The organism is Echinicola rosea (assembly GCF_005281475.1).
Classification (GTDB): Bacteria; Bacteroidota; Bacteroidia; order Cytophagales; family Cyclobacteriaceae; genus Echinicola; species Echinicola rosea.
The window spans coordinates 2,087,942-2,108,823 of the sequence record NZ_CP040106.1 but is presented as its reverse complement, the minus strand read 5'-3'; the positions used below and the strand labels follow the sequence as shown (position 1 = coordinate 2,108,823).

The window sequence follows — 20,882 nt, the reverse complement described above, 5'->3', positions numbered from 1 at the left end:
TCCTGAAATTCCCTGTAGGCTGTCTCCATCGCGGCGCACACATATTGCCGATTGAGACTACTGAAAGTGACTTTCCGGAGGTCCCAAATAACTGGATTTTTGTCCTCCTGTATCCACTACAATTTTTTGGAAAACCACTCCTGGATCTACAAACCAAAGGCGTATAACATGCTCTCCCGGTTGATCCACTGTCATGGAAAGGGTCTGGATATTAATGTGCTCTCCGACCCACTTTCCCCACTGCGCATTATGGTCACCGCTATGCATGTTCACCATCTGTGGAGCACCATCGTCTATTGAAATCGCAAACCGAAGGCCTTTTCCGGAATCCCTGAAATTTAAGGTCGGCGACAAATAGACATTTACATCCACCTCTCCTGAACTGGTAAAATAAGCCTTGTATTCCAAATAGGAAGCAGGCTCATCACTTTGTCCCTGATAACTCACCGGGAAGGCCGTAACCGCCGAACTTGTCTTGCCCATATCGGGAATCACTTTCCAGCGTACCGGTGATGCCTCATTCTTCCCTGTAAAATGGGCCGCTTCCATCGCGATGTATCCATTGCTCTCTACGAAGCCCTCAAAACCTTCTGGCACCTCATATTTCTGCACAGGAACCACCACCGCTACTTCTTTCTCCCCCGACACAATGACCAACTCACCTTCCTCTTTGCCCAAAGGTACTTTTTGCCAATCTACTGTTACTGACAACTGCTGCTCTGTGGCTATCTCACCGGATGATTCTGAAACCTTCAACCAATCCGGTTTTCGGGCTAAACGGTAAGATATGGGTGATTTTCCTCGGTTAAATAAGGTGACCGTAGCAGGAAAAGACTGGAAAGGAGTCATACGATCCAGTGTCAGTTGCTGATGTGCGGGAAAGTAATCGGTTGACCCGGAAATGGCCACTCCCAGGCCTCCCCTCTCGTTCACTTCTGCTGTCCGAATTTCAGGCATGGCATTTTGCTCAGGTTGCTGCCAATAGGTATAGCCGATATGGGTCTGGTCCATCATATGGCTCCACTTGCCATCACTTAATGCTTCATTATAGAATTTCGTCAATGCGGCATCTTTCTCAAAAAGTCGCTGTACTTCTTCTCCCATTGCCTGGGCACTGTTTCGTCCTTGTTCGGCATATAGGTGATTCTTGGCTACTGCCAAATACAGTTCGTGAAGATTGGCTGAGGCCAATGTAGGGAAAAGCACCAATTGGTAATAAGCTGGCTTATATTTTTCGTCCAACACCCCGTAAATCCGTTCCGCCTTGGTGGCTAATTGCTTAAACTCCTCTACCACCCTTTCGGCTTCATTATAGTGCACCAGAGAATAGGTCGTTTCATCTAACATTTCGGGGGTCCTTCGACCGGTGATTTTAGTAGATTGCTCTAAAATACGCGCAATCTCAACGGCATGCTCTTTCCCAAACTGCTTTTTGGCCCACTGTTCTGTATAGGCTGGCAGGCGCTCCGCAGGCCACTTACCGGGATTCCAAGCATAATCCAAAAAAAACGATGTAGGCAATTCCATCGGCTTGATATCACCGACATTTACGATCCAAATACGGTCCACTCCATGCTGGTAGGTCAGGTGCATTTGCTCCCATATCCTGGGAAGCGGATTGGTATTGAGCCATTTATAGTTTCGCGGTCCTCCTACATAATCAAAGTGGTAGTACATGCCATAGCCTCCAGCGTGCTGTTTCTTTCCGATTTCAGGAAGCTTCCGCACATTCCCCCAGTTATCGTCGCATAGCAAAAGCGTAACATCATCCGGCACACGCATCCCTTTGTCATAATATTCCTGTACCTCTTTATAAAGCGCCCACACCTGCGGGGTTGCTGTAATCGGCTTTCCGGTAACATCCTTGATGATTTCCCGCTGGTCGGCCACGATTTTTTCCAGCAAGGCAATATTACTTTCCTCACTCATGGGCTCATCTCCATCTCCTCGCATCCCCAAGGTCACAATACTTTCATGGTCACCCATCCGTTCCATACCTTCCTGCCAAAACGTCCTCAGCCTTTCTTCATTTGTCGCATAGTTCCAATCGCCCTCACCATAACGGCTCCACTCCACGTGGGCTCGCATCAGCGGCTCATGGTGAGAGGTGCCGATCACTACACCGTATTTATCTGCCAAAACAGGATTAAGCGGATCGTCATCGTACAAGGCCCTGCCCCACATGGCCGGCCAAAGAAAATTCCCCTTCAGCCGAAGAATCAATTCATATACCTTTTCATAAAATTGGTGATTGAAGCCACCAAATTTTTCAGTTGCCCAACCTGCCAGGGCTGGCGCTTCATCGTTAATAAAAATCCCTCGGTAACGGACAGCCGGTGTCCCCAAACTGTAACGGACACGAGCGACGTAAAGCGATGGGCTTCTCCGTACAGGCACGTCCGCCCACCAATTCCATGGGCTGACTCCGATTTGCCCGGCCATTTCATAAATGCCGAAAATCGTTCCTCGTTTATCACTGCCCGCTATTACCAAAGCCTCTTCCACGCCCGGAAAAGGATCGGATATCGCAGTGACTACAAATGTCTCCCACTTACCCGCTATGCCTTTCACATCCAGCTTGCCCTGAGCGATCAGCTTGTCCACCAAACTACTTTCGCCAATCGTTCCGATGATCACTACATGCTTATCCGCTCCAATCTCATCGGACTGCAGTATTGCCGGCTCCTTGCCCGTTACCTTATGGAGGTCCATCTGAAAATTCTTGGCGGCAATTAAAACCCCTTCCTGCTCATTATGATCCAGTAAAAGAGGGGCAGCCGCTGTCGCTACCAATGGAAACCTGCCTGAACCTGATTCTGAAAATACTATCGCCTCCTCTTGTTTCTGTGCCTTGACCAATTGACAAGTGAGCAATAGCAGTACGGAAAAAAAGGAAATTGTCTTTTTCTGTAAAAACATTCTCTATGGGTTTATTGTTTTTGAAATTTAAATCCGTTTTATGCATTAGGAATCGTTATGAGAGCTGAAACTACAAGAAAATCAGGCTGTTTGGAGATTGAATCATCCGCCGCGGCGGATGGTGAGATCGAAAACAGCAGCGAAGCGACTGATTTTAAAGTAGTTTCAGCTCGCAATAGATAGGCTAATGCATAATGCGGGTTTAATGCCGTTTAGTTAGTATGTACCTGGAAATATTGGTTCTATTGTTTTTCTGCTAAATTCCAAGATGGTTTTCATCTCTTTACCTTTGTCACTTTTTTGCTGCAGGTCAAAAAGTGACCAAAAAACTCCGCCGCTATGCATCTATTGGCCTAAAATTAAAACCTTCCCTCATGCAGGCAACCTCCTCCTTTTCTAGCAGCCAACATTCTTTTTGGCTAGTATTTCGTCAAACAAGCCTGCCTTCTTGCCCACCCGCTTTTAATTTCTTAACGCCCAATACCTGCAAGGCGGATCCATATTGTACATATTTTAAAAGGCCATGGATTAAAATCATAACGCTCTCAATGGACGATCCGTATTGGAAATTCTTCTTAACTAAACGGCATTAAATGCGGGTTAAAGCACGATCACCGTGACCAACCACGACCACAATCCAAGTGGTAAAGCACAGTGCATGCTTGGTATGTTTTTATGATCAGGGACAGTATGAGCCAATCCTTCCTGAAGGTATCATCCTTTTGACATTCCTCCTGCTATCCCCATTTCCAGGCCACGAAGTTCCGCCAGTCCTTTTAACCTGCCAATCGCCGAATAACCTGGATTGGTCTCCTTCTGCAAATCATCCAGCATCTGATGGCCATGGTCTGGACGGAAAGGAATCGGACTTTTTCGCAGCTGATTTAGTTTGACCAGTCGCTCCATTACAGCATACATATCTACATCGCCATCCAAGTGATCCGATTCATGAAAATTGCCCAGGGCATCTTTTTTCACATTCCTCAAATGGGCAAAATAAACCCGGTCGCCTACAGCTTCCAATATAGCCGGCAAGTCATTATGCTCTCCGGCTCCCAATGAGCCCGTACAGAAACAGATGCCATTAAAAGGCCTGTCCACAGCCTGAATGATGTACTCCAGGTCCTCTCTGCTGGAAGCAATACGAGGCAATCCCAAAATCGGAAATGGTGGATCATCAGGGTGAATGGTCATCAGGATCCCCTCCTCTTCACAAACACCGGCTATGCTTTCTAGAAAATAGGCCAAATTCTGTTGAAGTCCTTGCTTGCCGATCTTACCGTAAATCCCAATGCTTTCCTCCAATTCCTCTAAGGTCACTCCGCCCTCTGTGGGCACACCCATGAGGATGATTTCCGTTAAAGCCTCCATTTTCTCTTTGGACATCGCTGCATACCTGGCTTCCACCTGCGACAGAATTTCCTGCCTGTAAAATGTTTCTCCATCTTTTCTGCCCAAGATTTTCAAATCAAATACCGCAAGATCTGTCCAATCCAAGTACAGGGCTTTGGCTCCATTTTCTAAGGGCCACGCCAAGTCTGTCCGTGTCCAGTCCAAAACGGGCATAAAGTTATAGCAGACGGTTTTTATCCCACATTTGGCCAAGTTCCGAAGGGTCTTCCTGTAGTTTTCCAAGTAAAATTCAGCATGCTCATTTCTGGTTTTGATGGCCTCATGGACCGGTACACTTTCCACGACAGACCATTGCAGCCCTTCCTTTTCAATCGTGGCTTTTCGCTCTTGGATAAGCTGGATAGGCCACTCGTCCCCATGCGGGACCTGATGCAATGCTGACACTACACCAGTGGCTCCTGCTTGTCGGATATCTTGTAAAGTCACTGGGTCATTTGGCCCGTACCATCTCCATGTTTGAATCAAATTCATTGGTTATATTGTTTTTAGTATTTCAATTTCTCGTCCTGACAGCCCCACAATAGGCCCATCCTAAATATATTATTGAAAGTACGCAAAAGATGTCAGGAATACACTTTTGCCGAACAGCCCCATGGCTGAGCTTTAACATCAGAACTATTTTCAAATCTTCTTACCCCTCAGCAAAATAAAGCCTTACCGAAGAGAAACGCTCCGGTAAGGCAACCCAATCTGTAAAGCTTGCTTTAAACATGCCTTACTAAACGATTCATATCTTTCCTAAATTAAAATAACAGTCCTCTTAACCTCAGGGTACAAATGGGTGTTTGACCGGATCACTGGTAGCCTGGGTTTTGGTAACTACTATTATCTCCTTCCATTGAATCCATTTGCCCTTGAGGAATAGGACGCAAGTAATGATAAGGCTCAATGGTCCTGTTGACGGTTTGTGGTGTATGGTCTCCATAATTGGATCCGCCGATCCGATAGGTACCGGCGAGCTCATTCCACTTCTGGGTCCTCACCAGGTCAAACCAACGATAGCCTTCGCCGAAGTACTCTCGAGATCGCTCATCCAATATATAATTAACATCAACCTCAGCAGGAGTTGCTGCCACCATCGCAGCACTGTTATCTTCTATTCTCTCCTCGTTTCCGTTATTGTCCCATCGCCATACACCTGCTCTTGCGCGAATGACATTGATCAGCTCACGAGCACTCTGAGCACCTGTAGCACCTTTCACAGCTGCTTCAGCCGCTATAAAATAAAGCTCCGAAAACTTTGCAATATTAAACGGACGGGTACTTCCCGCATTGGGCTGCCCAAGACCATTGCCACTATCCGTACGGTACGGCCCCAGCTTCCATAAGCCCGGGTACACGATTCTACTGATCCCACTTGGGGGAATCACAAAGTCAGCCCTTCCTGGCAATACACCTGCTCCAATATTGGCTCCCCGGCTTGTGGGAGTCGGATACTGCACTGGAGTAGCAGGCTCTTCATCAAGAAAAGTCAATATCGCATCGCCCGGCTGCACCTCCATCAAATTGGCATTGTACACAGGGCCACTGATGACAGGCTCTCGACCAATATTGGCCCTGTATGAGGTAGTGAAGGTACCGTCATAGCGGGAATCGTTGGATTTATCTGCAAAGGTATTCGTAATGGCCCCAATAGTCGGGCACATACGTGTCCATGGACGTCCTGTCGCCTGTGTCGCGGCACGTCTTACCGACTCGATGTCATTTGCCCATTCCGAACTGGAAGAGCTACTTCTAATGACCGTATAATTCCACGTCATCATCCACCCAGCAAAGTTATCTGGAGCACCACCGCTTCCATACGTCAGGCTACCTCCATTATAAAACTCACTGGTTTCAGTGTGGTCAGCATACAATAGCAATTCATTATTCCGATCATTCTCAGCCACATTAACATCATAGAAGGTTTCCTGAAGCCCAAAAGGTCCTGGATCCTCTATGCCGTCCAATGCTATATCGTATGCCTGTTGGAAATACCATTGCGCATCGTGTCCATCCGGATCCACTCGCTGGGCTTCCGGATAAGTCGGTATGTTGTTGGGATTTTCCAGCCACCACGCATAAGTAAGGTAAGCCTTTGCCAAGTAAAGGCGTGCCAGTGTTTTGGTAGCCGTTCCTGTCAGACGGCTTGTCGCTGGGAGGTCGTTTACTGCGGTAAGCAAGTCTGGAAAGATACTCTTCGTATATACTTCAGGCACCGTATTTCTCACGGAAGTCCTGACCGGATTGGTGTTAAACTCCATTTCCCCTGCTCCCAAATCCAACGGCACTCCACCAAAGGTCTGTACCAACAAGAAATAATCAAAGGCCCTAAAAAATCGGGCTTCCGCAATTAGCGCATCCGAAACGCCCGTTTCCTCGCCAAATTGGATTACGCCATTGGCGGTATTAATATTGGAAAAAGCTGTCCCCCATAAGGCATCGGTACGGCTGCTGGAAGCATCGATCACGCCTTGTCCACTAAGGTCCATGACCAGGAAGTTTTGGTCAGCACTCTGGGCATAGGTTACTTCATCCGTTCCGGTCAGGCAGGTATTATAGTAATATGCCTGTCCATAAATATAGCGTAAATGAGCGTACATGGAGGTCAATCCTCCCAATACTCCTTCTTCTGTCTCAAAGAAACTCGGTTCGAAGCTACTGCGGGGCTGTTCGTCCAGCAGATCTGCACAGGAGGAAAGCAGCACCGTTATCAAGGCCACTCTCATCCATGTTTTTATATGTTTATGTATCGTTTTCATGGTTATTTCAGAATGTCAAATTTATACCTACTATAAAATTGCGAGTGGCCGGTGAGTTGGTACCAATAGTCAACAACCGGTTAGGGTAATTGTCGGTTACTGCGGCATTTTCGTCACCATAGGAATTGGTTTCAGGATCCATTCCTGATTCCTTATGGAAGGGCGAAAACAAGACAAATGGATTCTGTACGGCTCCATAAACCCTCAGCCTGCTAATTCCCGCTTTGTTCATCCAGTTACTGTCCTGGTCAAAATTATACCCAAGCGTCATGGTACGTATTTTCAAGAAAGAAGCATCGAAATACCCCAGTGTATTCCCATATTTTGGGTTATCCCCACTGGCCAATCCTCCTGGAGCGGGGTATCTTGCCCCTGTATTTTCAGGTGTCCAATAATCCACTTTGACATTATTCCTTCGCCCACTGAGCATATTTAGGTACCCAGTTGAAGAATGGAGCGTACTGATCAATATGCCACCGCTCTTAAAAGCCCCCACAAGGCTAAGGTCAAAATTCTTGTACGCTACACGGGTATTAAAGCCTCCCATAAAATTGGGCTGAAGGTCCAGGATCTGACGATCATCAGGGCCTATTGCCCGTGAAGGCGTACCGTCTTCTTCGTATTCGCCGGTATATTTTACCTTAATCATCCCGACATTCCCCCCGGGCTCCAGCACATCCAGATAGGGATCGCCTTCTTGCCATAGCCCTTGGTACTCATAGTCGTATATCACATTGATGGGATGGCCTACAAACCACCAGTTCCCTTCATCTCTTTTTTGTTCAGAGGCCAATGACACCAGTTTATTTCGGTTAGCATATAGGTTAACCCCAGCCTCCCAAGTCCAATCATTATTTTGGATAATGGTGCCATTTAATGAAATCTCGACCCCTTTGTTCTGGGTCTCTCCAATATTGGCAGTATAACTGCTCACCCCTGAGGTACCGGGGAGATTCACCCCCAATAGAATGTCCTTGGTGTTGGTCACATAGTATTCGACCGTACCTGACAAACGATGGTCAAACAGCCGGAAGTCAAGGCCGAAGTTCAACGTTTCAGAGTACTCCCACCCTAAATTGGGGTTGGGAAGGGAGTTTACAAAATAACCCGTTTCATAGGTGTCATCCCCGAAATTATAAGGACGTGTCCCCAAACCTCCCAGTGTTGCATATGGCGCAATGGCTTGGTTGGAAGTCTGCCCATAGCCTGCCCTTAGCTTCAGCATATTGACAAAAGAAACATTGCCCATAAAAGCCTCGTCTCCAATGTTCCACCCTGCTGAAACCGCCGGGTAAGTATGCCACTTATGCCCTGGAGCCAACCTAGAAGAGCCATCTGACCTTAGGGTAGCCGAAATCATATACCGATCATCATAGGAATACATGACCCTACCCATAACGGATTTCAAGCCCCATACCTCATATTGTTGATCATCAGGATTGATCTGGATCTCCCCATTGGCGAATCCAAGGTTATAGAACTGAAACTGATCTGCAGGTATATCCCTTGCCCACATCCTTGAGCGGTTGAATTTATTCTGCTCGGAGCTATATAGCGCTGTCACATTGATGATATGCTTATCTGCAATCGTCTTATCATAGGTCAAAAGGTTTTCGACAATCCAATGATATGTATGGGAATTGCCAACAGCTGCGGTAGATGGTGTCTCAGGGTTTGCGCTGTTGATCCCTTTTCCTGTGTATTCCCCTTGGTTGCTCTGGCGATAGTCCAAGCCCAAATTCACCCTGTACTTCAATCCCTCCACGCCGGGGATTTTAAATTCTCCATACAGAGCATTGTAAGTAGCATAGGACCTGGTCTCATTTAGCCATTGGTCCTGTACGTTGTTGATCACGTCTTTTGTCATTACCCAACTCTCATCCAGAGGCATATTGATAGTTCTTCTTGGTGTACCATCATCCTCGTAAGGAGAAGCGATGGGCGACATGCTCAAGGTGTTGTAAAGCCCCACTTGAGAGCCTTGGCGTTCGTTGTAGTTACTGTTGGAATTAAACCCAATCCTAAAGTGCTTCCCAATCTCTTGGTCCACCGATGCCCGCAAGGAAAATCGATCATACTGCTGGGTAGGTACGACACCTTCATCGTGGTAATACCCCACCCCAAAACTATACGTGCTTCGCTCTCCTCCACCAGTAACATTGACATCGTGACTGGTCATCACGCCTGTCCGATAAAACAAGTCCTGCCAATCGGTATTGACATCATTGGATTCATCTGCTCCATTGGTATATAACCCGGCCGTTTCCCGCATCGCGACAAATTCCGGCCCGTCCATCATGGGGTATTTGGCGAAAACAGTCTTGGGGCCATAAAAACCATTATAACTCACTTTGGCCTCTTGTCCCTTGGTTCCCTTTTTGGTAGTGATCAAGATTACACCATTGGCACCACGAGAGCCGTAAATTGCCGTGGCCGAGGCATCTTTCAGCACATCGATGCTTTCAATATCCTCAGGATTGATATCACCAATGGATCCTGCAAAAGGAATCCCATTGAGCACAATCAGTGGGTCATTGCTCGCAGTTAGCGACCGGTTACCCCTTATACGGATCTGCATGGTAGCCCCAGGCTGCGTAGAAGTCTGCGAGATATCAACTCCCGGCAGTCGCCCTTGCAGCGCCTGGGTAACATTTGCCGAGGCTACTTCCCGCATAGCATCACCTCCTATCGATGCTACGGAACCTGTAACAGCTTCCTGGCGCAGGGTACCATACCCGACCACCACGACTTCGTCCAAGGAACTCATATCGGGAGACATATCCACATCAATGGATGTCTGGTTCCCTATCGCTATTTCCTGAGGTGTATATCCTAAAAAAGAAAAAACCAATGTTGCCCCCTCCTGAACAGAAATACTATAATCTCCATCCAAATCGGTGACTACTCCATTGGCTGTCCCTTTTTCCTGCACTGCCGCCCCCGGCAGTCCCATTCCATTTTCATCCAGCACCACTCCTGATACTGTTACATTTTGAGCCGTCGCAAGGTGGGCTACCAGTATAAACACCAGCATCAACACCCATTTCACGAGCCTCTTGCAAGATGGTCGGTCATTCTCGGACCGGACACACTTGGTAAAGGTAGCATTCATATTTTTTGGTTTTTTGGGTTAAACTATCTGTACAAAATCACCAACCTTCCCTCCCGCCTAGACAAGCGATGTCGCAGAAGCGTTGGCATGATAAACCTCACAAAAAAAAACATAAATTACAACCGATTGCAGAAATTTTTTTACAATCAAACCAAGGTACTAATCAATAAATTATGGCAAAAAAAGATATAAAAAATAAACTAAATCGATTAATCAATCAATAGGAGTCATGATTATGTTTTTAAAAACGCCTCCTTGATACGCTGAATCATTTATTATTTCTTTCAAAAGATTTCCTAGCCTTACAATTAGCAATACTAATACGTCAAAAATGCTATATGACGGTATTTTTAATCAGTAAAAAAGAATTTTAAAAATATTTAAAACATGAAATCGATTTCATATTTAGGTAATATCCTGTATATTCGTCACAATAAAAAGTGTTAAATTTGATATTTAGAGTATAACAATCCTGAAAAATTCACCGCATATTCAATCAGAAAACAGCAATATGAAACCGATCGGAATGAATTACATTTATTACGTAGGTCATTTCATTACCCATTATAGTGAAACCGATCCCAAACTATTGCCACTCATTTAGCAACGCACTTTAGCCATCATGAATAAGGACATTACCATATACGACATTGCCAAAGACCTTGGCGTATCCCCCACCACTGTCAGCAGGGCACTTAACGACCACCCCGCTGTCAATGTGAAAACCAAACAACGCATTTTCGAAGCGGCAGACCAAATGGGATACCGCTCCAATGTCTTTGCCTCAAACCTAAGAAGAAAAAGCACCCACAACATAGGCATCATCGTCCCCCGACTCAACAGCTCCTTCCAATCATCCGTATTGGCAGGCATGGAGAAAGTAGCCAATGAAGCTGGATTCAACTTGATCATCAGTCAATCACTCGAATCCTACGAAAAGGAAAAAGCCAATGCCAGATCCATGTTCAACAGCCGCGTGGACGGCTTACTGGTCTCCTTGGCAGGCAATACAGAAAAGACAGAGCATTTTCAGCCCTTTATGGACAAAGGAATACCGGTTTTGTTCTTCGACAGGGTAGCCTCAAAACCCGGGTGTACAGGCGTGATTATAGACAACAGACAAGCAGGCTATAATGCCACCAAGCACCTTATCCAGCAAGGCTGCAAGCATATCGCTCATGCCCTGGGAAATCCGAACATCAATGTCTATGCCGAAAGGCTCAAGGGTTACAAATACGCCCTAATGGATCATGACATCCCCTTTTCGAAGGACAATGTCATTCATTTTGACCTCAACGAGGAAGCTGGAGAGGACATCGCCAAGAGAATAATAGCCATGAAACCAATGCCCGACGGGCTATTTGTATCCAACGACGCCTGCGCTGCTAGCTGCATTCGATCACTAAAGCAAGCAGGCATCGCCATCCCCGAAGACATCGCCGTGGTGGGATTTAACAACGACGTGATCTCCAGGCTAATAGAACCAAATCTTACCACTACTCACTACCCTGGATATGAAATGGGAGAAGTGGCCATGAAAAACCTGATCAACCACCTCAGCGACAGCACTGAAGGCGTTTTGCAAAACACGAATACGATAACCCTCAGGTCTGAATTGATCATTCGGGACTCTTCGCTAAAAAAGAAAAGCAAAGTCTGATCAACAAAACCCAAAACCCTAAAAACCATGAATAGGTCATTTACCTTACTTTTCGTTTGGGCACTGCTGTGCATTGCTCACCATACTTGTTTAGCCAACGATGGTTACAATCTTTGGCTGCAATACCGCCCTGTACAAAATCCCAAACACCTGTCCAACTATCAGAATCAAACCCAACACATCACCATCCCCGGAAGAAGTGCTACCTCAGCAGTCATCCAAGAAGAGCTCCATCTTGCGCTCGGGAAGATGCTGGACTCCTCCCCTGAATTCTCCACCTCTATCCAATCAGAAACCACCCTCATTATCGGCCCCCCCAAACAACTCCCTGATCTCAACGCAACCGTGGACAACATCTCCTGGGATGACTTGGGCAAGGAAGGGTTTATCATCCAAAGCCTCCAACACAACGGAAAAAGCACCATATGGATCGGTGGAAATACCGATCAAGCCTTGCTCTATGGAACATTTGATTTTCTAAAGCTCCTGCAGACGCATCAGGACATCAGCTCCCTGAACATCACTTCCATTCCACAGACAAAGGTCAGGGTACTTAACCACTGGGACAATCCCGACAGGACCGTAGAGCGTGGATATGCTGGCTCCTCGATTTGGGATTGGCACCGACTCCCCGATTACATCAAGCCACAATACCTTGACTATGCACGTGCCAACGCGTCCATCGGCATCAACGGAACAGTCCTCACCAATGTGAATGCAAATGCCCAGGTCCTCACACCGTATTTCCTAAAAAAAGTCGCCGCCCTCGCAGATACCTTCCGGCCATACGGCATCAAGGTTTACCTCACTGCTCGTTTCAGTGCTCCCATGGAAATCGGTGGACTCGACACAGCAGACCCCCTGAATGACGATGTTCAAAAATGGTGGGACGAAAAAGTCAATGAAATTTATAAACACATCCCAGATTTTGGCGGATTCCTCGTCAAAGCTGATTCTGAAGGACAACCTGGCCCGCAAAACTACAACCGAACCCAGGCCGAAGGAGCCAACATGCTGGCAAAAGCCCTTCAACCTCACCAAGGGATCGTCATGTGGAGGGCTTTTGTGTACAGCAACGAAACCCCAGACGACCGCGCCAAACAAGCTTACAATGAATTCAAACCCCTTGACGGCAAATTCGAGGACAACGTACTGGTACAGGTAAAAAACGGCGCCATTGATTTCCAGCCTAGAGAGCCGTTTCATCCGCTCTTTGGCGCCATGCCGGAGACTCCGCTGATGATGGAATTCCAGATCACCCAAGAATACCTTGGCCAAGGCACCCACTTGGTGTTCCTCGGTTCGCTATTCGAAGAAGTATTGGACACCGATACGTATGCAGAAGGGCCTGGATCCACTGTGGCAAAAATAGTGGACGGTAGCCTTGACAACCATTCACTTTCCGGTATGGCCGGTGTATCCAATATCGGCACAGACCGAAACTGGACCGGTCATCAGTTTGGGCAAGCCAACTGGTATGCCTTTGGAAAATTAGCCTGGAACCCCCGCAAAAGCGCTGCTAACATTGCTCAAGAATGGTTAAGAATGACCTTTGGCAATGATGAAGAACTGGTCACCAAAGCCAAACGTATGATGCTTCAATCCCACGAAGCGGTGGTCAACTACATGACCCCACTAGGACTCCACCACATCATGGGGTGGAGCCATCATTACGGCCCTGGCCCTTGGGTCACGGACAAACACCGTGACGACTGGACATCCACATATTATCATCAAGCTAGCTCAGATGGAATTGGCTTTGACCGCACAGCATCTGGCAGCAATGCTCTTTCACAATACGCCCTTGAAATCCAGCGCAAATACGAAGACCTCGATTCGTGTCCAGAAAAATACCTGCTGTGGTTCCACCATCTACCATGGGACTACAAGATGAAATCAGGGAACAGCCTGTGGGATGAAATTGCGCTCCACTATCAAATGGGTGTCGAACAGACGCAGGGTATGCTGGAAGACTGGCAATCCATCAAAGACCATGTGGACAAGCAGCGATATGATCAAGTGCTTGCTTTTCTTCAAATCCAACACAACGAAGCCAAATGGTGGCGGGATGCCTGCTTGCTTTACTTCCAGCAGTTTTCCCAAAAACCCTTACCTGAAGGAGTACCACAACCTGAGTTTACATTAGACCATTATCAAAATTTCAAGCCCCTATTCGTTCCGGGCATATAAGGACAAACAAATGAACATTACCAAAACAAACAGACCAATTGCTATAGTCACCGGAGGAGCCTCAGGGCTTGGACTGGCCACAGCAAAAAAATTTTGTAACAACAACATCAAAACGATTATCATCGGAAGAAACGAAACAAAACTGGCAGAAGCCCAAAAAGTGCTCGGAGCCAATTGTCATTACTATCCTTTCGACTTAAACGACCTGAACAATATCCCGGAATTGATCAACTCCATCATCGCGGAGCATGGGAAAATCGACATCCTAATCAACAATGCCGGCATCAACATGAAAAAGCCATTTATGGCCGTCACTGACGAGGAATTCCAACAGATCATCACCACAAATGTATCCGCTGTATTTTCGCTGAGCAGGGAAGTAGCCAAGGTCATGACCGATCAAAAAAGCGGTGCCATCGTCAATATCAGCTCAATGGCTTCTCAATACGGCATCCCTAAGGTCATCGCCTATACCGCTTCCAAATCCGCCATAGAAGGCATGACCAAAGCCATGGCGGTAGAACTCTCCCCATTGGGCATCAGGGTGAATTGTGTAGCACCAGGATTTATCGCCACAGACATGTCTGCCAAAGCCCTAAACAATGACCCCGAAAGAAAACAGAAGGTGCTCTCCAGAACCCCAATGGGAACGCTGGGAACCCCTGAGCATATCGCCGATGCGGTGTATTATCTGGCTTCGGAAAATGCCAGTTATATCACTGGCACGATTCTTCCCGTGGATGGAGGAAATGCTATAGGGTTTTGACCCTATAGTATTTTCAAGAGGACATATCTTCTTTTAACCCGTTTAGTTAGTGTGAATTTGGAAATATTGGTTCTATTATTTTTCTGCTAAATTCCAAGATGGTTTTCATCTCTTTACCTTTGTCACTTTTTTGCTTCAGGTCAAAGTCGAGTAGGCCTGGGCACTATGCCCAAGCCTCTCTCAGAACCGTACGTGACAGTCTCCCGTCATACGGCTCTTGACAATCAAATCTGATGTTCCAGATTTTGTTTCAAACAACTCCATCTTCCCTAGTTTTTAGGTTGTGGAACTATTCAAAACCGATTGCCTCAGTCCCTTCGCTCTTTCTCCGTTTCCAGAGCTTTCAACACTACTACGGACTGATCCGCCCCATCCCTATCAAAGGGGATGGTTCTCCTGTTCCATCCAACCGCCTGTTTCGAACTCCTGCCGCCTTAATGCCGCCTGCCAATAGGCCAACTCTCAGTCTGCGCTGCCTATTTTGTCCCGGAAGTTACTCTAGCCCCCGGTTTTGACAGGAAGTATTTTTCACGACACTTCATCGAACGGTTCACTTTCGTTCAGCTTTTCGAAACGCATCCCTTCTGATCGCTCAGTACCACAGCCTTGAAAGCGCAGCACCATCAGGGGAATTTGACTGGTCTGCCTGATCCAGTCCCAGCCGTCGTGCCAAGGGTTGTAACGCCCTATTCGACATCAGTTGGATAGCATGTCCGGTTTCCCGAACTTCAGGACACACAAAGTAACCAAAAAACCCCGCCGCTACGCCACGGCGCACAGGTGTGCAGCTATTGGCCTAAAATTAAAACCTACCCTCATGCAGGCAAACTCCTCCTTTTCTAGCAGCCAACATTCTTTTTGGCTAGTATTTCGTCAAACAAGCCTGCCTTCTTGCCTGCCCGCTTTTTAATTTCTTAACGCCCAATAGCTGCAAGACGGATCCATTTTGTACATGTTTAAAAAGGCCATGGATTAAAATAATAACGCTCTCAATGGACGATCCGTATTGATAAATCTTCTTAACTAAACGACATTGATAAAGCGGGTTTAACCATTACTCAATCACCTCTAATCCTGCAGGAAACCACTTGCCATTGAGCACCTCTTCATGAGGCACATACATGCGGAGCGTGAGGTTGAAAGCTGCTTTCTCAGGGGAAGGCAGCCAATTGCTCTTTGGCCAATCCGAATCATATTCTGGGCTAATGTAAAGGGTCAAGGAACCATCCTTTCCATATTCAAAAGCTGAATAATCATTAAAATTGTACCGACCAAGCTCATTTTCGACGACTCTGTAGCCTGGAAAGTCCACCAAAATAACGGACCAAAATCCATTCACGTGATTTTCAGGCAAATTATCAGGAGTAAAAGTCAAGCGATATCGCTTCCCTCCGCCCAAGGGTTGGTCATCCGCACCCTTGGCAGCGATGAAATAGACGACCTCTTTTGAAGTATTCGCCCAGATACCCACAAAATTAGCAGACGTACGTGTCCAATAATCCCCATAATAATTCCCTGCCTTTAGGGTCGCCAACCAGCCATTCTCGAAGGCACCGGCTTTGGTGGTGGCAAATTGAATAAATTCCGGCCATGCTCTGGTCTTGATGATGGAATCTGCATAAGCAGCATTTTCGTCCGACCGCCCCACAAAATCACTCACGGAATTGACCTTGGCTTGAAGGGAATCGGCATTCGGCATTTGTGTATCTGGTGTTCTTAAAAATTCCTCTGCAAAATCAAACAAACGGTGCTCTGGCAGTTGCTTATTAGTAAACTTAGGAAACCCAATGATAGGTGAAATTTCCGGGACCCCTACTGCCGTCACCTTGAATTGCTTTTGCAAAGCCACTGCGCCCTCCAGATCATCCTGAAGCTCCACGCGGGCAAGCATTTTGACTTTGCGATTTTGAATATCGATTGGATAAGCTCCTTCCGGTAATTCCACCTGCGACCCTTTTAGCTTGATCGCAAATGTTCCATAAGGATGAGCTGGGAAATTCCGGTCATTGATATTCGCGACTACCTCCCCCCAACCATCCAGCAATTGAACTGTAAAATAGCGATCCTTAATCTCTGGAACCTCTAGTATAACGGCCGTATTTTCATCTACCGCAATCCAAGCTTCCATATAGGCCACATCCAAATTGGGGTTGACAAAATCCGCCTTTCCCGCTTCATTGTATTTTATGGTATTGTACTCCAAACCTGTGCCCTCAAAATCCATTTGCTCTTGACGCACGACCAACGCCCTGCTCAAAAGATAGACATAACTGTCTATAATTTCCTCATCGGTAACCACTACTTCCTTTTGCTGTGTTTTTTGCTGGCAGCTCCCTAGAACAATAAGTAAAACCACCCCTAAACTGAGTATCTTTTTCATCTTCCTAGTTGTTTTTGGTGATTGCGGGGAGCTTATAACTTCCACTCAAGGCTGCTTCCTCGGGAATGTACATTCTGGCAATAATATAAAACGGTCCATCAGGAGCAGGAAGCCAATTGCTTTTTTCGTCCCCCTCAGGCATTTCATGTTGAATATAAATATCTAAGGAGCCGTCGGGATTATACTCCAAACCCGCTGTTCTGTCACCAATGGAATAGCGCTTTATTGGATTTTTCACCATCAAGCGCGTATCAGAATGGTATATGGTCATGGACCAAAAAGCCTTTACAGGCGGAATTTGGTCAGCTTCGAAATGCAGTAGGTACTTACTTGAGCCTCCGTCCAGAGATTCGTTATCGGCATCTGCTTCTGCAATCGGATAAATCGCCTCTTCGGGGCTATTGGTATAAATGAATTTATACGCCACTGCGGAACGGAAAAGGTAATTTTGCCCATAGTCTCCCATTGGCGGAATATACTCCCAACCGTCCTCACGGGTCCCTAGGCTATTGGCTTTTGCTACAATTTTATCATGACCACTTTTGATTCCTTCCTTTATGGCCTCCTGGACTTCAGGGCTATATGCTGACATCTCAAACACCTGATAGGGACCAACATTGATCTTGGCCAAACGCTTCATCAAACCGATTTCCTCCTTACTGGGGGATTGCCATTCCAAAAATTGGTTTAAAAAAGTGAATAGCAACGGCTTTGAATAGAGGGAATCTGCATTGTACACTGGAAAATCAGGCTTGAAATTTGACTCCTTAGGTTTTGGACCACCCAGAAAATCACTCATTGCCGAAAGTTGTAATCCATCTTGTATCGCAAAGGCCTTTTTGTTACCCTCTTCTGTCCCGTCGGTCGCCGTACGCGTGGCCAAGGCCACATAGCGACTACGGGAAGAAATGACTTTATCAAATCTCCCAGCAGGATATGCCCCCTTATAATCTGGCCCTACCAATAAATAGGTGCCACCGGCAGTTCCTGTGGCACGAGTTCCCAGGTACGCAAAATTATCCGTAAACATATCCACTAATTGAATAACAAAATAGGTGTCTCCAGTCTGGGGCACTTTAATCACCAAAGGCTCTTGACTGAGGTCTGCCCAGGTGGTGGAATAAAAAGTGTCGTTATTGGGAGATACGACGGTCGTATAATCCGGATCGTACAATTTCCTCCCATGAAGGAAGTTATTGAAACCTGAATACGCCGGGGACTGCTTGGCAATACACATCCCAAATACAGCCTTATAATTCTCCACAATTCCAAAACCAAAGATATAAGCCTCTTCGGCCAAATCCCTGGCTTCTTCTACCGTAATTCTGCTTTGGTTACTATCTTGGAGGCTTCTCCCTTGATGTTGGCAGGATAAAACCAAAAGTAACACGCCTAGACACAAGCAGTAAATAATGGGTATTTTCATAAGTATATTATTTATAACTAACCTCTAAATTCATTGAAAAAAAACTGTCAGTCCCCAACTTTTACGCTTGGGCATAATATCCCAAAGCATATCTGTCTGACCACAGGACCTGCACTCCGAACTAAAGAAATGGAAAATACCAGATCTACCTTCATCTGAGAAAACTGTTGTGCAAGTTATCCTTTTGACTATTGACTACTGAAAAATCTGTTTTTTACTTGCACAATTTTATAAAAATTTCCATACGAACCTTAAGGCACAATTAGCGATGTCCCTAGGCTGTTCCAGGTTAAAAAAATCACCTTAATTTGTTTAAATCCGAAAATAATGCGGGTTAAAGGGAATTCCCTCCCTTTCATATACCTAAAAGCCCTTTTTTGATTGACTTTGGCTGGGGAAACCGGATGATCTTGGTGGATTTTATCCTTTTCCTTTTTTACATCTGCGCTTATTTTCGCTTAATCCTGATTGATAAACCTCAATTCGTAATCCTCATGGACCAAACGCAGCAATACCTTGTAAATGTACTCCGCAATCGTCCTTTCCCCACTAATATTGATCAAGTCCATGGTATCTTCAGGGCGATGGTATTCAGGATGCCCCCCTGTATGGAGGCCCACGGCAGAAATCCCCTCTTTGTAAAAAGAAACGTGATCAGACCCGCCGACCTCACCAGCATGTACGATAGGCGTCAATCCCATTTGTATGCCCAGCTCCTTCATAAGCTTAACTCCGCCAGGAAAAGTACCTGCACCGCCCATATAAACTTGCTTTTCGGTGTTTAACCTGCCGATCATATCCATGTTGATCATAAGCTTTACCCTATCCTTATCCACCGGAAGATGCTCCACAAAATACTTCGATCCCAAAAGCCCTTGTTCTTCTGCTCCAAAAGCCACAAATATCACACTCCTATCCAGCATATACCTATTTTTGGCCAACTTTTCAGCTATTTCCAACAAGGCCGACACGCCACTGGCATTGTCATCAGCTCCAGGATGAATTTCATTGCTACCGGGCTTCTTTGATGAAGGACCGCCATGTCCCAAATGATCATAATGGGCTCCGATCACGACATATTCCCTTTTGTAATGATTATCATTTCCCTCAATATAGCCTACCACATTCCAGGTCTTCACCTCCTTGCCAGATCCCTCTGCAGCTTTTAGCTTGGCATTAAATTTCTGAAGAAAATCCCCATTAAAACTTTTAAGGCCATACTGCTCAAATTCGGATCTTATATACTTTACCACCCTACGGTTTCCAGCAGTACCAGGGTACCGGCCTTTTGTTTTGGATGAGGTTAAAAACATCAGATGCTCTTCAATCTCATCCTCTGTAATTTTGGTGTCACTTATCTGGGCCGCTACTGTGCATCCCATAAAAAAGCTATAAATTACAATAACTATCGTGTTGATAAATAATCTCCTCACTTTACTTAATTTTGTGGTGTGTCTCGTCAAGATTAAAAGTAAAAACGAGGCCCAATGTAGAAAAGTTGCTTCTTACTATTGGATGGCTCGTGTTATCCTCTACTTAAGGCTCTGCTTGAACTTTCTGCAAGATTAAATATATCCCACCAATATATCCAAATTTTTCTATTAAATATTTATTCAAATGCATTTTCAATACACCAAACATCTTTTTTAATATAGTTAAATAAATAAATATACACAACAGTATAAATATTTGTCTATACGATCAATATTACACAAAATAGCTCGCCAAGCAATCCATTGACCAAATCCTCCACCCACTCAAACATAATCCCCGAAATATCTACACATACGGCAATTTTCAAGAATTTGGACAGCCCTCAATTTTACATCATGGTCACATAGCGAGAATTAATCAAAACACCGACTTCATTCCAGACTTCAAAGCACCAACATCATCGCCAACAATCTCCCAACAAACAGCCTGGTGTCAACGGGCAATAAATATAAGACCTGAATAAACAACGGTACAGTCAAGCAAATATTTTGTATATCAAAGGTGCCATACTCGAAACTAAACTACAAAACCAGTACACACGAAACATATCGAGATACGACTATAACATTCGCCCTTCCGTCCATCCCATCCTCCTTAAAAGAACAGGGGGAACGTCCAAGTGCCTCAGCCTGCAGTAGCTCCAAACTAATCAGTTTAACGACCCTCTCAGCGCTCCAAGCCACGCTTGATTTATCATATTGGGCAGCATTTTACGTTGCCATTCAGCAATTAGCACCATCAGCACCGTATTCTTCTAAAAAGAATTCACCATTTATCTTAA

Annotated in this window: 11 protein-coding genes; 3 read left to right on the top strand and 8 right to left on the bottom strand. The window is 45.9% G+C overall.

What is annotated here, in order from left to right:
• Window positions 1–57: 57 nt before the first annotated feature.
• The 4 genes from FDP09_RS08585 to FDP09_RS08570 all read right to left on the bottom strand — a co-directional run bounded on the left by FDP09_RS08585 (window position 58) and on the right by FDP09_RS08570 (window position 10,185).
• A complete protein-coding gene (locus tag FDP09_RS08585) occupies window positions 58–2,919 on the bottom strand; it encodes a glycosyl hydrolase 115 family protein (protein WP_137402270.1) in 2,862 nt (953 codons plus the stop codon).
• A gap of 714 nt (window positions 2,920–3,633) precedes the next feature.
• Window positions 3,634–4,803: a mannonate dehydratase gene (gene uxuA / locus FDP09_RS08580; RefSeq protein ID WP_137402269.1), complete on the bottom strand. Its 1,170-nt coding sequence runs from the start codon at window positions 4,801–4,803 to the stop codon at window positions 3,634–3,636.
• 323 nt (window positions 4,804–5,126) lie between these two features.
• Window positions 5,127–7,073, bottom strand: coding sequence for a RagB/SusD family nutrient uptake outer membrane protein (locus tag FDP09_RS08575; protein ID WP_137402268.1), 1,947 nt, complete (start codon window positions 7,071–7,073; stop codon window positions 5,127–5,129).
• Window positions 7,074–7,080: 7 nt separating this feature from the next.
• Window positions 7,081–10,185, bottom strand: a complete 3,105-nt coding sequence (locus tag FDP09_RS08570) for a SusC/RagA family TonB-linked outer membrane protein (RefSeq protein ID WP_137402267.1) — start codon at window positions 10,183–10,185, stop codon at window positions 7,081–7,083.
• A gap of 622 nt (window positions 10,186–10,807) precedes the next feature.
• Between FDP09_RS08570 and FDP09_RS08565 the strand changes: the two genes are divergently transcribed.
• Genes FDP09_RS08565 through FDP09_RS08555 form a run of 3 tightly spaced genes read left to right on the top strand, consistent with a single transcriptional unit; the run spans window position 10,808 to window position 14,801 of the window.
• Entirely contained in the window at window positions 10,808–11,845 is a 1,038-nt protein-coding gene (locus tag FDP09_RS08565) for a LacI family DNA-binding transcriptional regulator (RefSeq protein ID WP_137402266.1), read from the top strand.
• Window positions 11,846–11,872: 27 nt separating this feature from the next.
• Window positions 11,873–14,035 (top strand): alpha-glucuronidase family glycosyl hydrolase, encoded by a 2,163-nt coding sequence (locus FDP09_RS08560; protein ID WP_137402265.1) that lies wholly within the window; start codon window positions 11,873–11,875, stop codon window positions 14,033–14,035.
• A gap of 10 nt (window positions 14,036–14,045) precedes the next feature.
• The gene (locus FDP09_RS08555; protein WP_137402264.1) at window positions 14,046–14,801 is read left to right on the top strand and encodes an SDR family NAD(P)-dependent oxidoreductase; all 756 of its coding nucleotides are present in this window, start codon (window positions 14,046–14,048) and stop codon (window positions 14,799–14,801) included.
• A gap of 592 nt (window positions 14,802–15,393) precedes the next feature.
• Here the strand turns inward: FDP09_RS08555 and FDP09_RS08550 are convergent.
• The 4 genes from FDP09_RS08550 to FDP09_RS08535 all read right to left on the bottom strand — a co-directional run bounded on the left by FDP09_RS08550 (window position 15,394) and on the right by FDP09_RS08535 (window position 19,989).
• The gene (locus tag FDP09_RS08550) at window positions 15,394–15,579 is read right to left on the bottom strand and encodes a hypothetical protein (protein WP_137401170.1); all 186 of its coding nucleotides are present in this window, start codon (window positions 15,577–15,579) and stop codon (window positions 15,394–15,396) included.
• 276 nt (window positions 15,580–15,855) lie between these two features.
• Window positions 15,856–17,181: a DUF1214 domain-containing protein gene (locus FDP09_RS08545; RefSeq protein ID WP_137402263.1), complete on the bottom strand. Its 1,326-nt coding sequence runs from the start codon at window positions 17,179–17,181 to the stop codon at window positions 15,856–15,858.
• Between the two features lie 4 nt (window positions 17,182–17,185).
• Window positions 17,186–18,607, bottom strand: a complete 1,422-nt coding sequence (locus tag FDP09_RS08540; RefSeq protein WP_137402262.1) for a DUF1254 domain-containing protein — start codon at window positions 18,605–18,607, stop codon at window positions 17,186–17,188.
• A 458-nt stretch (window positions 18,608–19,065) separates the two neighbouring features.
• Window positions 19,066–19,989, bottom strand: coding sequence for a M20/M25/M40 family metallo-hydrolase (locus FDP09_RS08535; protein ID WP_229683528.1), 924 nt, complete (start codon window positions 19,987–19,989; stop codon window positions 19,066–19,068).
• Window positions 19,990–20,882 lie beyond the last annotated feature (893 nt).

Excerpts from the sequence above, each read along its gene's own strand:
- FDP09_RS08585 (WP_137402270.1), bottom strand. The coding sequence starts at position 2,919 with ATGTTTTTACAGAAAAAGACAATTTCCTTTTTTTCCGTACTGCTATTG.
- uxuA (WP_137402269.1), bottom strand. The coding sequence starts at position 4,803 with ATGAATTTGATTCAAACATGGAGATGGTACGGGCCAAATGACCCAGTG.
- FDP09_RS08575 (WP_137402268.1), bottom strand. The coding sequence starts at position 7,073 with ATGAAAACGATACATAAACATATAAAAACATGGATGAGAGTGGCCTTG.
- FDP09_RS08570 (WP_137402267.1), bottom strand. The coding sequence starts at position 10,185 with ATGAATGCTACCTTTACCAAGTGTGTCCGGTCCGAGAATGACCGACCA.
- FDP09_RS08565 (WP_137402266.1), top strand. The coding sequence starts at position 10,808 with ATGAATAAGGACATTACCATATACGACATTGCCAAAGACCTTGGCGTA.
- FDP09_RS08560 (WP_137402265.1), top strand. The coding sequence starts at position 11,873 with ATGAATAGGTCATTTACCTTACTTTTCGTTTGGGCACTGCTGTGCATT.
- FDP09_RS08555 (WP_137402264.1), top strand. The coding sequence starts at position 14,046 with ATGAACATTACCAAAACAAACAGACCAATTGCTATAGTCACCGGAGGA.
- FDP09_RS08545 (WP_137402263.1), bottom strand. The coding sequence starts at position 17,181 with ATGAAAAAGATACTCAGTTTAGGGGTGGTTTTACTTATTGTTCTAGGG.
- FDP09_RS08540 (WP_137402262.1), bottom strand. The coding sequence starts at position 18,607 with ATGAAAATACCCATTATTTACTGCTTGTGTCTAGGCGTGTTACTTTTG.
- FDP09_RS08535 (WP_229683528.1), bottom strand. The coding sequence starts at position 19,989 with ATGGGATGCACAGTAGCGGCCCAGATAAGTGACACCAAAATTACAGAG.